The sequence below is a fragment of the Paraburkholderia monticola genome (assembly GCF_001580545.1).
Classification (GTDB): domain Bacteria; phylum Pseudomonadota; class Gammaproteobacteria; order Burkholderiales; family Burkholderiaceae; genus Paraburkholderia; species Paraburkholderia monticola.
Map to the genome: position 1 here is coordinate 21,480 of NZ_LRBG01000022.1, position 14,038 is coordinate 35,517.

8 protein-coding genes are annotated in these 14,038 nt (G+C 64.0%); 5 read left to right on the forward strand and 3 right to left on the reverse strand.

The annotated features are described in order from the left end of the window. Nucleotides 1-39: 39 nt before the first annotated feature. Complete coding sequence (locus CI15_RS17000) at nt 40-2,919, reverse strand: valine--tRNA ligase (RefSeq protein WP_062129489.1); 2,880 nt, start codon at nt 2,917-2,919, stop codon at nt 40-42. Between the two features lie 713 nt (nt 2,920-3,632). Here CI15_RS17000 and CI15_RS17005 point away from each other — a divergent pair. Together CI15_RS17005 and CI15_RS17010 are read left to right on the forward strand one after the other, a co-directional pair. Next, nucleotides 3,633-5,996 (forward strand): UvrD-helicase domain-containing protein, encoded by a 2,364-nt coding sequence (locus CI15_RS17005; protein ID WP_062129884.1) that lies wholly within the window; start codon nt 3,633-3,635, stop codon nt 5,994-5,996. Further along, the gene (locus CI15_RS17010) at nt 5,993-6,772 is read left to right on the forward strand and encodes a 5'-methylthioadenosine/adenosylhomocysteine nucleosidase (RefSeq protein ID WP_062129490.1); all 780 of its coding nucleotides are present in this window, start codon (nt 5,993-5,995) and stop codon (nt 6,770-6,772) included. The genes CI15_RS17005 and CI15_RS17010 overlap by 4 nt, the downstream gene beginning before the upstream one ends. Before the next feature lie 71 nt (nt 6,773-6,843). Here the strand turns inward: CI15_RS17010 and CI15_RS17015 are convergent, their stop codons facing one another. After that, nucleotides 6,844-8,748: a propionate--CoA ligase gene (locus tag CI15_RS17015; protein WP_062129491.1), complete on the reverse strand. Its 1,905-nt coding sequence runs from the start codon at nt 8,746-8,748 to the stop codon at nt 6,844-6,846. A gap of 661 nt (nt 8,749-9,409) precedes the next feature. On the opposite strand from CI15_RS17015, the gene CI15_RS37715 reads away from it, so the two are divergent. Together CI15_RS37715 and CI15_RS17020 are read left to right on the forward strand one after the other, a co-directional pair. Next, a complete protein-coding gene (locus CI15_RS37715) occupies nt 9,410-9,895 on the forward strand; it encodes a tlde1 domain-containing protein (protein ID WP_075643712.1) in 486 nt (161 codons plus the stop codon). Nucleotide 9,896: 1 nt separating this feature from the next. Beyond that, complete coding sequence (locus tag CI15_RS17020) at nt 9,897-10,139, forward strand: hypothetical protein (protein ID WP_062129492.1); 243 nt, start codon at nt 9,897-9,899, stop codon at nt 10,137-10,139. A gap of 570 nt (nt 10,140-10,709) precedes the next feature. On the opposite strand, the gene CI15_RS17025 is transcribed toward CI15_RS17020, so the two are convergent. Further along, nucleotides 10,710-11,975 (reverse strand): MFS transporter, encoded by a 1,266-nt coding sequence (locus CI15_RS17025; protein ID WP_062129493.1) that lies wholly within the window; start codon nt 11,973-11,975, stop codon nt 10,710-10,712. A gap of 445 nt (nt 11,976-12,420) precedes the next feature. Here CI15_RS17025 and CI15_RS17030 point away from each other — a divergent pair, with 445 nt between their 5' ends. After that, nucleotides 12,421-14,022 (forward strand): methyl-accepting chemotaxis protein, encoded by a 1,602-nt coding sequence (locus tag CI15_RS17030; protein WP_062129494.1) that lies wholly within the window; start codon nt 12,421-12,423, stop codon nt 14,020-14,022. Nucleotides 14,023-14,038: the final 16 nt, after the last annotated feature.

Below are 14,038 nucleotides of genomic sequence, written 5' to 3' on the forward strand. Positions count from 1 at the left end.
GCCCGCCCGCCTTTGAGATACGCGGGTGGGGCGCGTCGATCAGGCCGGCAAGCGCGCCAGTTGGGCTTTCAGCTTGCCGACGGTGGCTTCGAAATCGGCAAGCCGTTTCTGTTCCTGCTCCACGACCGCCACCGGCGCCTTCGCAACGAATGCCTGATTCTGCAGCTTACCGTTGCATTTGACGATTTCAGCACTCAATCGTGCGATCTCTTTCGACAGGCGTTCGCGTTCGACCGCCACGTCGATTTCGACCTTCAGCACGAGCTTGTCGCTTCCTACGATAGCAATAGGCGCGCCATCCGCCTGTGCGTCGAGCGCGGCCTCGTCGGCGATGATCTGCACTTCGGACAGACGCGCCAGTGCCTGGGCGTAGGGCGCGAACGTGCCAAGGCGCTCCGCGTTGCCGGTGGCGAGCAACGGCACCTTGACCGCCGGCGAAAGGTTCATTTCGCCGCGCAGATTCCGGCACGCGTCGATCACCGCCTTGAGGTCGGCCGCCCACTGCTCGGCGTCTTCGTCGAGCTTCGACGGCTCCGCGACGGGGTACGGCTGCACCATGATGGACGCCTCGCCCTCGGCCTTGCCAGCGGGGTAGCGGCCAGCGAGCGGCGCCACTTTCTGCCACAGCGCTTCGGTGATGAACGGGATCACCGGATGCGCCAGGCGCAACACCGTTTCAAGCACCCGCAGCAGCGTGCGGCGCGTGGCGCGCTGCTGGTTCGGCTGACCCGTCTGGATCTGCACTTTGGCGAGCTCGAGGTACCAGTCACAATATTCGTCCCATACGAACTTGTATAGGGCGTTGGCCACATTGTCAAAACGATAGTCTGAAAAGCCCTTGGCGACTTCCGCTTCGACGCGCTGCAGTTGCGACACGATCCAGCGGTCGGCCTGCGAGAAATGCAGATGGCCTTCTGGCCCGCATTCGCCGCATTGCGCCGGCTGGCCGAAACCGCAGTCCTGGCCTTCGCAGTTCATCAGCACGAAGCGCGTGGCGTTCCACAGCTTGTTGCAGAAGTTGCGATAGCCCTCGCAGCGCGCGAGGTCGAAGTTCACGTTGCGGCCGAGCGTGGCCATCGAAGCCATCGTGAAGCGCAGCGCGTCTGTGCCGAACGCCGGAATGCCGTCCGGAAACTCCTTGCGGGTCTTCTTTTCGATCGACGCGGCCTGCTTCGGATTCATCAGGCCGGTGGTGCGTTTCGCGACGAGCGCGTCGAGGCCGATGCCGTCGACGATGTCGATCGGGTCGAGCGTATTGCCCTTGCTCTTCGACATCTTCTGGCCTTCGGCGTCGCGCACGAGACCGTGCACATAGACCGTGTCGAACGGCACCTTGCCGGTGAAGTGCGTGGTCATCATGACCATGCGCGCGACCCAGAAGAAGATGATGTCGAAGCCGGTGACGAGCACCGAGGACGGCATGAAGTGCTTGAGCTCTTGCGTTTCGTTCGGCCAACCGAGCGACGAGAACGGCACCAGAGCGGACGAGAACCACGTGTCGAGCACGTCTTCGTCGCGCCTCAAGGCACCCGTGTAGCCGGCCGCGACGGCCTTCGCGCGCGCGTCTTCCTCGGTCTTCGCGACGAACACTTCGCCGCTCTCGCCGTACCATGCCGGAATCTGATGGCCCCACCACAGCTGACGCGAGATGCACCAGTCCTGAATGTTCTCGAGCCACTGGTAGTACGTGGTGGTCCAGTTCTCCGGCACGAATTTGATCTGGCCGTTGCGGACCACGTCGAGCGCGGTTTCGGCGATCGACTTGCCCGGATTGAAGGTGCCCTCGGGCGCCGGCTTGCTCATCGCGACGAACCACTGGTCGGTCAGCATCGGCTCGATCACGACGCCGGTGCGGTCGCCGCGCGGCACCATCAGCTTGTGCGGCTTGACCGATTCGAGCACGCCGAGCTCTTCGAGATCCTCGACCACCAGCTTGCGGGCTTCGAAACGGTCGAGACCGCGGTATCGTTCGGGCGCGTTGTCGTTGATCTTCGCGTCGAGCGTGAGGATTTCGATCTGCGGCAGCTTGTGGCGCAGGCCGACCTGATAGTCGTTGAAATCGTGCGCAGGGGTGACCTTGACGACGCCGGTACCGAATTCACGGTCGACGTAGTCGTCGGCGATGATCGGCACTTCGCGGTTCGACAGCGGCAGCGTGACGGTCCTGCCGATCAGATGCGCGTAGCGCTCGTCTTCGGGGTGCACCATCACGGCGGTGTCGCCTAGCATGGTTTCCGGACGCGTGGTGGCGACGGTCAGATGACCGGAGCCGTCGGTCAACGGATACTGGATGTGCCACAGATGACCGTTTTCTTCCTCGCTGACCACTTCGAGGTCCGACACCGCGGTGAGCAGGACCGGGTCCCAGTTCACGAGGCGCTTGCCGCGATAGATCAGGCCCTGTTCATACAGGCGCACGAACACGTCGCGCACGGCGGCCGACATCTTGTCGTCCATCGTGAAGTACTCGCGCGACCAGTCGATCGAGGCGCCGAGACGGCGCACCTGATTCGTGATGGTCGAGCCGGACTGCTGCTTCCACTCCCACACGCGCTCGACGAACTTCTCGCGGCCGAGGTCGTGACGCGACACGCCCTGCGCGTCGAGTTGCCGTTCGACAACGATCTGCGTGGCGATGCCCGCGTGGTCGGTGCCCGGCACCCACAGCGTGTTCTCGCCGAGCATGCGGTGATAGCGGGTGAGGCCGTCCATGATGGTCTGGTTGAACGCGTGGCCCATGTGCAGCGTGCCCGTGACGTTGGGCGGCGGCAACTGGATCGAGAAATTCTTGCGGTTCGCGTCGAAGGAGGGCGCGGCGTAGGCGCGCTTTTCCCATTCAGGGCCCCAGTGGGCTTCGATGGTGTGGGGTTCGAAGCTTTTTGCAAGCGTCGAGGTGGGGTCGCTCGGGGTGTCGCTCATGTTTCTGTTTTAAAAGCAGGCTTTGGGAGGCGGAGAGTGTTGATTATAGCTGGACGAGGTTTGGTGCCTGTCGGCGGGTTGGTTTGGCGTTGTTCTGGGCTTTTTGGCCTTTCCTTGCTGGCTTGTCGGTTTATTGGCGTTGCCCCTGTGCGGGGCGGCACCTACTTTCTTTGCTGCTGCAAAGAAAGTAGGCAAAGAAGACAGCTCAAACCGCCAGCTCATAAGCGGGCACCTCGGTCCGCACATGGTAGTGGTGCATCTGGAATCCGTGTTCCCGCACATTCGACGGCAGTGACAAGGCCGTCATTCTTCCGGCGGCGCTCCGCGCGCCGAAGCGTCCTTCCCAAACCGTCGGTTCTCCTGGCAGACCCGTCCGCGACGCACGCAGTGCGGAGTGGGTGCGGATGACGGCTTTGTCACCAGCGCGGAATGTGCGGGAGCACCGACTCCAGATGCACCACTACCCCTGCCAAGCCAGGGGACCCGCTTAAGAGTTAGCGGTTTGAGCTGTCTTCTTTGCCTACTTTCTTTGCAGCAGCAAAGAAAGTAGGTGCCGCCCCGCACAGGGGCAACGCCAATAGACCGACAAGAAATCAAGGAAAGGCCAACAAGTCCAGACCAACGAAAAAAAGCCAACCAATCCAGAACAACGAAAAAAAGCGCCGCCCCCGCCGGGGCATATAATGTCCCCCGAACTGCGCCTCCGCAAAAAAATGCCCGACCTCCTCTCGAATCTAAACCCCGAACAACACGCCGCCGTCACTCTTCCGAATGAGCCCGCGCTGATTCTGGCCGGCGCCGGCAGCGGCAAAACCCGCGTCCTGATCACCCGCATCGCGTGGCTGATCCAGCAAGGCCTCGCGTCCCCCGCGACCATCCTCGCCGTGACCTTCACCAACAAAGCCGCCCGCGAAATGATGGCGCGCCTCTCGGCGCTCTTGCCCATCGACACGCGCGGCATGTGGATCGGCACGTTCCACGGCCTGTGCAACCGTATGCTGCGCGCGCATCACCGCGACGCTGGGCTGCCCGCCACGTTCCAGATTCTCGATACGGCAGACCAGCTGTCGGCCATCAAGCGCCTGATGAAGGGCCTCAACATCGACGACGAAAAGTACCCGGCGAAAAATCTCCAGTACTTCATCAACAACGCGAAAGAGCAGGGCCTGCGTCCCAAAGACGTCGACGCCACCGACAACTTCAACCGTAAGTTCGTCGAGCTCTACGAAGCCTACGATCAGCAATGCCAGCGTGAAGGCGTGGTGGACTTCCCCGAGCTGCTGCTGCGCTGCTACGAACTGCTCGCGCACAATCCGCCGCTGCGCGCGCATTACCAGGCGCGCTTCAGGCACATCCTCGTCGACGAGTTTCAGGACACGAACAAGCTGCAATACGCGTGGCTCAAGCTGCTCGCGGGTGAGCACAACGCGATCTTCGCGGTCGGCGACGACGACCAGTCGATCTATGCGTTTCGTGGCGCGAACGTCGGCAACATGCGCGACTTCGAGCACGAGTTCAACGTGCGCAATCTGATCAAGCTCGAACAGAACTATCGCTCGCACGGCCATATTCTCGATGCCGCCAACCAGCTGATCGCGAACAACTCGCGGCGCCTCGGCAAGAATCTGCGCACGGACGCGGGCCACGGCGAACCGGTGCGCGTCTACGAATCGGCGACCGATTCGCAGGAGGCCGGCTGGATCGTCGAAGAGATCCGCGCGCTGATCAATACCGGCCTGTCGCGCAGCGAAATCGCGGTGCTTTACCGCAGCAACGCGCAGTCGCGCACGATCGAGCACACGCTCGTCAATGCGGGCATCGCGTATCGCGTGTATGGCGGCCTGCGCTTTTTCGAGCGTCAGGAAGTCAAGCACGCGCTTGCGTATCTGCGCCTGATCGACAACCCGAACGACGACACCGCGTTCGCGCGCGTCGTCAATTTCCCGACCCGCGGCATCGGCGCGCGTTCGATCGAACAGCTCGCCGACGCCGCGCGTCTGTACAACTGCTCGATGGCCGCGGCGATTCCGTACGTCGCGGGCAAGGCGGGCTCGAGCCTCGCCGCGTTCGCGAACCTGGTCGGCAAGATGCGCGCCGACACGCAGCAGATGAGTCTGCCCGAGACCGTCGAGTACGTGGTCCGCGCGAGCGGTCTCGCCGAGTTCTATCAGAACGAGCGCGAAGGCCAGGACCGGCTCGAGAACTTGCAGGAACTCGTCAACGCGGCTGCCGCGTTCGTCAGCGAGGAAGGCTACGGGCTCGATACGCCCGCGCGCTCGATCCCGCTGCGCCCCGGAGCGAGCGCCGCGCCCGAGCTCGCGGTGGCGAGCGACGATCCGAACACCGTCGTGCTCGACGCGCCGGACATCGCCGATCCGGCGCAGAACCCCGACACGATGACGCCGCTCGCCGGCTTCCTGTCGCACGCATCGCTCGAAGCGGGTGACAACCAGGCGCAGGCCGGCCAGGAGGCGGTGCAGCTGATGACCGTGCACGCGGCCAAGGGTCTCGAATTCACCGCGGTGTTCATCACCGGTCTCGAAGAAGGTCTGTTCCCGCACGAGAACAGCGCGATGGAGTCCGACGGCCTCGAAGAGGAGCGGCGTCTGATGTACGTCGCGATCACGCGCGCGAAGGAACGGCTGTATCTGTCGTTCGCGCAGAGCCGGATGCTGCACGGCCAGACCCGCTACAACATCCGCTCGCGCTTCTTCGACGAATTGCCGCAGGAAACGCTCAAGTGGCTCACGCCGAAGGTCGAGGCGGGCGCGCGCTGGGGTGGCCGCTCGGACAACGCCGGCCACGGGCGCGACTGGTTCGCGCGACCGGGCTACGGCGGTGGCGCGGCGGCAACGGCTTCGGTGGCCTCCGCGCCGGCGCCCGCCTTCGCGAACGAGCAACGCGCGGCCGAAACGGGCTTTCGTGTCGGCCAGCAGGTGTTCCACACGAAGTTCGGCGAAGGCACGATCACCGCGCTCGAAGGCAACGGTACCGACGCGAAGGCGCAGGTGCGCTTCAAGCGGCACGGCGAGAAGTGGCTTGCGCTGGCGGTGGCCAAACTGCAGGCGGTCGAATGAACACACCCTTGAACACGAGCCACGGTGCGGCGCGGCCGCTCGGCATTCTGGCCGCGTTGCCGCAGGAACTGGGCGACCTGATCGACGCGATGCGTGCCGAGTCCGGCGTGCGCACGGTCACGCACGGCCAGCGTGAATATTACGTCGGCACCGTGCATGGCACGCCGTGTGTCGTCACGCTCGCGCGCGTCGGCAAAGTCGCGGCGGCCGCGACGGCCAGCGCGCTGATCCACGAGTTCGATGTCGAAGCCATCGTGTTCACCGGTGTCGCGGGCGGTGTCGGGGGCGACGTGCATGTTGGCGATATCGTCGTGGCGAGCACGCTGATGCAGCACGATATCGACGCGTCGCCGCTGTTTCCGCGCTTCGAGGTGCCGCTGCTCGGCGTCTCGCGTTTCACCGCCGATGCCGCGCTCGCCGACCGGCTCGCCGCCGCGTGCGAGCGCTTCGTCGCCGAGGAAGGCGCGGCCTGCGCGGCGCGTTTCGGCACGCGCGAGCCGCGCGTGCATCGCGGTCTGATCGTCAGCGGCGATCAGTTCGTCGCGAGCGCGACGGCCGTCGCCGCGTTGCGCGAGGCGCTTCCTGATGCGCTCGCGGTCGAGATGGAAGGCGCGGCGATCGCGCAGGTCTGCTACGAGTACGGCGTGCCGTGCGCGGTGGTGCGTACGATTTCCGACACCGCCGACGATCACGCGCCGGGATCGTTCATGGCGTTCCTGACCGGGATTGCGGGCACGTATTCGAACGCGATCCTCGCGCGCTTTCTCGGCGCGTAGGACAGCGCGGGCTGAGCGCTCGCTGTATCGCCGGCTATGACGTCCGCCCTTTAGTTCGTTTATTCAGCCGTCTATTTCTTCGCGCCGTCGCCGAGCGCTTCGCGCACCTGCTGCAGCGCGGCCGGATCTTCGATCGTCGGCAGATCGCCTGGCTCGCGCCCTTCGGCGAGCGCCGCGATCGCGCGGCGCAATAGTTTGCCGGAGCGCGTCTTCGGCAGCATCGAGACCATCACCACGCGCGCGGGCCGCGCAATCGAGCCGAGATGGCGGTCGACTGTCGTCGCCAGTTCGGTGGCGAGCCGCGCGCGCTCGCTCGGGTCGCCGTCTGCCTGCGCGCCGCGCAGCACGACGAAGGCCATCGCCACCTGCCCCTTGACCGGATCCGTCACGCCGACCACCGCCACTTCCGCGACGGCCGCGTGGCTCGACAGCGCCTCCTCGATCTCGCGAGTGCCGAGGCGATGGCCCGCGACGTTGATCACGTCGTCGGTGCGGCCGAGGATCGTCACGTAGCCGTCCTCGTCCTGCACGCCCCAGTCGAACGTCGAATAGACCTGCTGGTTCGGCACGCTCGACCAGTAGGTGCTGACGAAGCGCTTGTCATCGCCCCATACCGTCGACATGCAGCCCGGCGGCAGCGGATAGTCGAGCGTCAGCACGCCTTTTTCACCGGCTGCGCAGGGCTCGCCGGTCAACTCGTCGCGCACCGTCAGGCTATAGCCGACCGAGGGCACGCCCGGCGAGCCGAGCTTGGTCGGCAGTGCCTCGATGCCGCGCGGAATCGCGAGCATCGGCCAGCCGGTTTCGGTCTGCCAGTAGTTGTCGATAACCGGTTTGTTCAGCGCGTTCGTGATCCACTCGGCGGTGGGTTGGTCGAGCGGTTCGCCCGCGAGAAACAGCGTGCGCAGGCTCGACAGATCGGCGGCCTTCATCAGCGCGGGGTCCTGCTTCTTCAGCACGCGCAGCGCGGTCGGCGCGGTGAACATCAGGTTGATCTTGTGCTGCTCGACGAGCCGCCACCAGATGCCGCCGTCCGGGCGAATCGGCGTGCCTTCGTACATCACGGTGGTCAGCCCCGCGATCAGCGGCGCGTAGACGATGTAGCTGTGGCCGACCACCCAGCCGACGTCGGACGCGGTGAACATCGTGTCGCCGGGCTTGCCCTCGAAGATGTATTCCATCGATGCCGCGAGCGCGACCGCATAGCCGCCGACATCGCGTTGCACGCCCTTCGGCTTGCCGGTCGTGCCCGACGTGTACAGCACGTACGACGGTTCGTTCGATTCGAGCCACTCGCACGGGATGTGGACGTCGAAGAACTGTTCGCGCAGTGGTTCGTAGGCGACGAGGTAGGGCGCGGTGAGGCGCGCGGGCGCGAGTTGCCGGTCGATCAGCAGCACGTGCGGTGTCTTGTGTTTGGCGCGCGAGAGCGCTTCATCGACGAGCGGGGTGTAGTCGACCACCTTGCCGGCGCGCGCGCCGGCGTCGGCGGTCACGATCAGCGCGGGCTTCGCGTCGTCGATGCGCGCGGCGAGGTTCGGCGCCGCGAAGCCGCCGAACACGACCGAGTGGATCGCGCCGAGGCGCGCGCACGCGAGCATCGCGAACAGCGCTTCGGGGATCATCGGCAGATAGATCAGCACGACGTCGCCGCGTTTTACGCCGAGCGAGCGCATCACCGCGGCCATCCGGTTGATTTCGCCGTACAGCTCGGCGTAGGTGTAGTGCCGTTCGATGCCGGTTTCGGTCGACACGTAGACGAGCGCGTTCTGCTGTGCGCGCTCGGCCAGATGCCGGTCGACCGCGTTATGGCAGAGGTTCGTGCGACCGCCGACGAACCAGCGCGCGAACGGCGGCTTCGAGCGGTCGAGCACGGTGCCGAACGGCGTGTGCCAGTGAATGCGGCGGGCTTCTTCGCGCCAGAAGGCTTCGGGGTTGTCGATCGAGCGGCGGTGGAAATCGCGGTAGCGGGTCATCGGCGGCGATCCTCAGACGGTTGGGCTTGGGCGCCTGGGCGGCGCGGGTGTTCGCACTAGGATAGACACGCCTGGCGGCGTGGGCAATGTGGGATTGTGCGGGGGAAATTGCCCCGGTGCGGGGCGGGGCTTTTTCGGTGTTCTGGTGTGGTTGGCCTTTCCTTGCTGGCTTGTCGGTCTATTGGCGTTGCCCCTGTGCGGGGCGGCACCTACTTTCTTTGCTGCTGCAAAGAAAGTAGGCAAAGAAGACAGCTAAAACCGCTAACTCTTAAGCGGGTCCCCTGGCTCGGCAGGGGTAGTGGTGCATCTGGAATCTGTGCTCCCGCGCATTCCGCGCTGGTGACAAAGCCGTCATTCGCACCCACTCCGCACTGCGTGCGTCGCGGACGGGTCTGCCAGGAGAACCGAGGGTTTGGGAGCGGGGTTTCGGCGCGCGTAGCGCCGCCGGAAGAATGATGGCCTTGTCACAATCGCCGTTCGCACAAACAAAGACACGGGCAGGAGGGTGGGCAAGCGGGTTCATCAAAAGGTCGAAGGGCGGCAGAAAAAAGGTCGTTGTTCTTCATTTTCATCCGTCGCCCATTTCCCATTCCTTTACTGCCAGGTAGGGTGAGGGCGGTCAACGTAACACATCGTTTCCCCCCAGATATTGAGGTTTTTCATGTCCGATCGATACGCCTCGGAGCGTGGTAGTCCCCATATTCCAGCCTGCGCGAGGTCTCAGGTGTTCCTGAAGTTTGACGGTCGTTTTCTTACCATGAGCGGTCCGATTTCCCGAATCTATGCTGCGGTGTCCGGCAGAAGGGATAGCAGCGGAAAATTCGATTATTCGTCGATGCGTCAGCGCGAAGATGGTGTGGGTCCAATTCCCCCCGGCCAATACTGGATTGAGCCTTCGCAGATGTGGGAGAACCATTGGTACAACCTTGCCCCGCGTGCTGCATGGGGTGATCACCGGATCACGATTCATGTCTATCCGGGAACGCAGACGTATGGACGGGGCGGTTTCTTTATTCACGGTGGCACGCATGCAGGTAGCGCGGGTTGTATCAACCTGCATGCCGGGATGGAGACTTTTGTACGCGACCTGAAGGAGGCGGCAACGCCGTCGCCAGATTGCTACATTCGATTAACGGTCAGGTACTGACATGCGGAAATCTAGCATTGCCCGTTTTCTCGCTGGCGTGGTTTTACTTGCCCTTGTCGTCGCGGTTACTGTGTTCAATGTGATCAACCTGAACGAGGCGTATGGCAGTGGCGAACCCTATTACTCGCGCACGACGAACATGGACAAGTGGACCAATCCTTTACCGGTGCTGGCCGTTGTCGACGGCGTTGCGGTTATCGTGGTTGTGGGAGGTTTCTTTCTTTGGAGACGGACGCGGGTTTAAGGCGAGGTCGGTGTGCTTTGAGGTGTGGGCCTTTCCTTGCTTTGTTATCGGTCTATTAGCGTTGCCCCTGTGCGGGGCGGCACCTACTTTCTTTGCTGCTGCAAAGAAAGTAGGCAAAGAAGACAGCTCAAACCGCTAACTCTTAAGCGGGTCCCCTGGCTTGGCAGGGGTAGTGGTGCATCTGGAATCTGTGTCTGCGCACATTCCGCGCTGGTGACAAAGCCGTCATCCGCACCCACTCCGCACTGCGTGCGTCGCGGACGGGTCTGCCAGGAGAACCGAGGGTTTGGGAACGGGGATTCGGCGCGCGGAGCGCCGCCGGAAGTATGACGGCCTTGTCACTACCGTTGAATGTGCGGGAGCACGGATTCCAGATGCACCACTGCCATGTGCGGACCGAGGTGCCCACTTATGAGCTGGCGGTTTGAGCTGTCTTCTTTGCCTACTTTCTTTGCAGCAGCAAAGAAAGTAGGTGCCGCCCCGCACAGGGGCAACGCCAATAGACCGATAACAAAGCAAGGAAAGGCCAACACCCTAAGAGCACCGACCCAACCCACACAAACCCGCCCATCAAGCCTTGACGTGCTTCCCCTCAACATCCGGCAAAAGCACGGTCAACACCCCGATCAACGGCAGGAACGAACAAACCTTGTACACGAACGCGATACTGGTCGCGTCAGCGAGTTGCCCAAGCACAGCAGCCCCCACCCCCCCCAGCCCAAAGGCAAAACCAAAGAACAACCCCGCCACCATTCCGACCTTCCCAGGAATCAACTCCTGCGCATAAACCAGAATCGCCGAGAACGCCGAGGCGAGCACCACCCCAATTACAACCGTCAGCACGCCGGTCCAGAACAGATTCGCATACGGCAACAGCAGCGTGAACGGCGCGACGCCAAGAATCGACACCCAGATCACATACTTGCGCCCGATCCTGTCGCCGATCGGTCCGCCGATCACCGTCCCCGCCGCGACCGCCGCGAGGAACACGAACAGATGGATCTGCGCGGCCTGCACCGACAGATGGAACCTGTCGATCAGATAGAACGTGAAGTAGCTGTTGATGCTGGCGAGATAGAAGTACTTGGAGAACACCAGCAGCACCAGCACGCCCATCGCCATGATGACTTTGTTACGCGGCAGCGTCGCATGCGCTGCCTGGCCGCGCGCCTTCTTGACCGACGGATGACGCTTGTACCAGCGGCCGATCTGCGTGAGCACGACGATCGCAACGAGCGCCGCCGCCGAGAACCACGCGATGCTGCGCTGTCCGTGCGGAATCACGATCAGCGCGGCAAGCAGCGGCCCGAGCGACGAACCCGCATTGCCGCCGACCTGGAACAGCGACTGCGCGAGACCGTGACGGCCGCCCGACGCCATCCGCGCGACCCGCGACGATTCCGGATGAAACACCGACGACCCGCAGCCGACCAGCGCCGCGGCGACCAACAGCACGCTGAAGTTCGGCGCAACCGACATCAGCAGCAGGCCGGCCAGCGTGAAACCCATGCCGACGGGCAGCGAGTACGGCTTCGGATGCTTGTCGGTATAGCTGCCGACGAGCGGTTGCAGCAGCGACGCGGTGATCTGGTAGGTCAGCGTGATCAGACCGATCTGCCCGAACGACAACGAAAAGTTGTCCTTGAACATCGGGTAGATGGCGAGGATCAGCGACTGGATCATGTCGTTGAGCAGGTGCGAAAAGCTGATCGCACCGAGCACGGAATACACCGTGCGCTGCACCTTCGCGGCCGCCGGCGCGGCGGCGGCCGGGGACGCGCTCGCCCCCGTGGCGGATGCGCCGGCGAGGGCGCTTTTATCGAGGCTCGTTTCCATACGCTAGAAGAAAAAGATCGGGCAAAGGGTGGAATGGAAAATCGGTACTGAGTCGGTGCGGCCAGCGCGCTTCGTAGGCGCGTTCCGCGCAGCACTGCGGCGTTTCGTCGCGACAACCGGCTTTTTGATGATTTAGCCGAAGTTTAATGTGGCCGGACCGAATTGTAAGGACAAGTTTTGTCGCGAATCGGACATGGGGACGGATGACCGTGCTTCGACGAGAATTTTTTTGGCGATTTTTTGGCCACGGTATAAAGCGCTCGCGATTGCGCGGCTCACGAAGCGGCGCGTCGAACATGGGACTGGGAACGGCACACGGCGCATGACCCGCCGCCGCCTGCTCGGGCGCGATTCAAGATCGCAGGGCAGGCTGCCGTAGACCGGAGAGATAAGTGGTGATGCCGGAACCGACCTTTCCGGCGCGTCGACATGTGGGACGGGGACTATGAAAGCAGTGGCACACAGCACGGCAGCAACGAATCTGACAGGGCTATCGGTCAAGACAACGCTGCGCATCGCGTTCGCGGTCCTGCTGGCCGGCACGCTGCTGATCGGCGTGTTTTCGCTTTGGCAGATCGGCCGGCTGAACGCGTCCACGCAATCGATCTACGACCAGGGCCACGTCGCGAGCCGCGCCGCCGAGGAAGCGCGCGGCCACATGCTGCGTGCGAGCCGCGCGCAAAAGATGCTGCTGACCGCCACCACCGCGAAGGAGCGCGACGAACTCGGCGCCGACATCGAGCGCGGTCTCGCCGGTCTCAACGAGCAACTCCACACGCTGCAGCAGTACGTCGATACCTCGGACGCCAAGGCGGTCGGCGAGCAGAAGGCGTTCGCCGCGGCGGTCGCGACATGGAGCACCCATCTGCGCGACTTCGTCACGCTCGTGAAGGCGCAGCCGCTCGATCTGTCGCAGATGAACTGGCAGGTCGGCACCCAGGACGTCTCGCTGCTGGTCGAAACCGGCAAGCTCGAAAAGCTCGTCGACGAACTCGTCGCGCAGCGCGGCACCGCCGCGAAGGCGACGATCGAGGCGTCGGGCTTCATCTACCACTCGTCGTTCGTGATGATCGCCGTGATGACGCTCGCGCTGATCGTGCTCGCGTTCGGCATCGGCGCGTGGGTCGTGCGCCGCCTCACCGGGCAGCTCGGCGGCGAGCCCGCGTACGCGAAGGAGATCGCGCGCCGCATCGCCGCGGGCGATCTGTCGAACCGCATCGCGCTCGGCGGCAAGGACCGCTCGAGCATGCTGTTCGCGTTGTCCGACATGCAAAGCGGACTCGCGACCACGGTGGCCGACATCGCATCGAGCGCCGATGCGATCGCGACCGCGTCCGGGCAGATTTCGATGGGCAATCTCGACCTGTCGCAGCGCACCGAGCAACAGGCGCTCGCGCTCGAACGCACGGCGAGCAGCATGGAGCAGCTGACCTCGACCGTGCGTCAGAACGCCGACAACGCGAAGCAGGCGAGCACGCTCGCGAACAACGCGTCGGAAATCGCCGAGCAGGGCGGCGCGGTCGTGAGCCGCGTGGTCGCGACGATGAACGACATCAACGACAGCGCGCGCAGTATCGGCGACATCATCGGGGTGATCGAGGGGATCGCGTTCCAGACCAACATCCTCGCGCTGAACGCGGCCGTCGAGGCGGCGCGCGCGGGCGAGGAGGGGCGCGGCTTTTCGGTGGTCGCGGCGGAAGTGCGCAACCTCGCGCAGCGCAGCGCGGCGGCCGCCAAGGAGATCAAGGGCTTGATCCAGACTTCGGTCGAGCGCGTCGGCAACGGCTCGACGCTCGCCGCGGATGCCGGTCAGACGATGGATGAAGTCGTGAAGGCGGTGAAGCGCGTGACCGACATCATGGGCGAGATTTCGGCGGCGTCGTCGGAGCAGAGCGCCGGTATCGAGGCGATCAATCTCGCGGTCACGCAGATGGACGCGGGCACGCAGCAGAACGCCGCGCTGGTGGAAGAGGCCACCGCCGCAGCCCGCTCGCTCGACGATCAGGCGCGCGGGCTGAAGGCGATGGTGGGGCAGTTCAGGCTATAGGACGCAGGGCGAACCG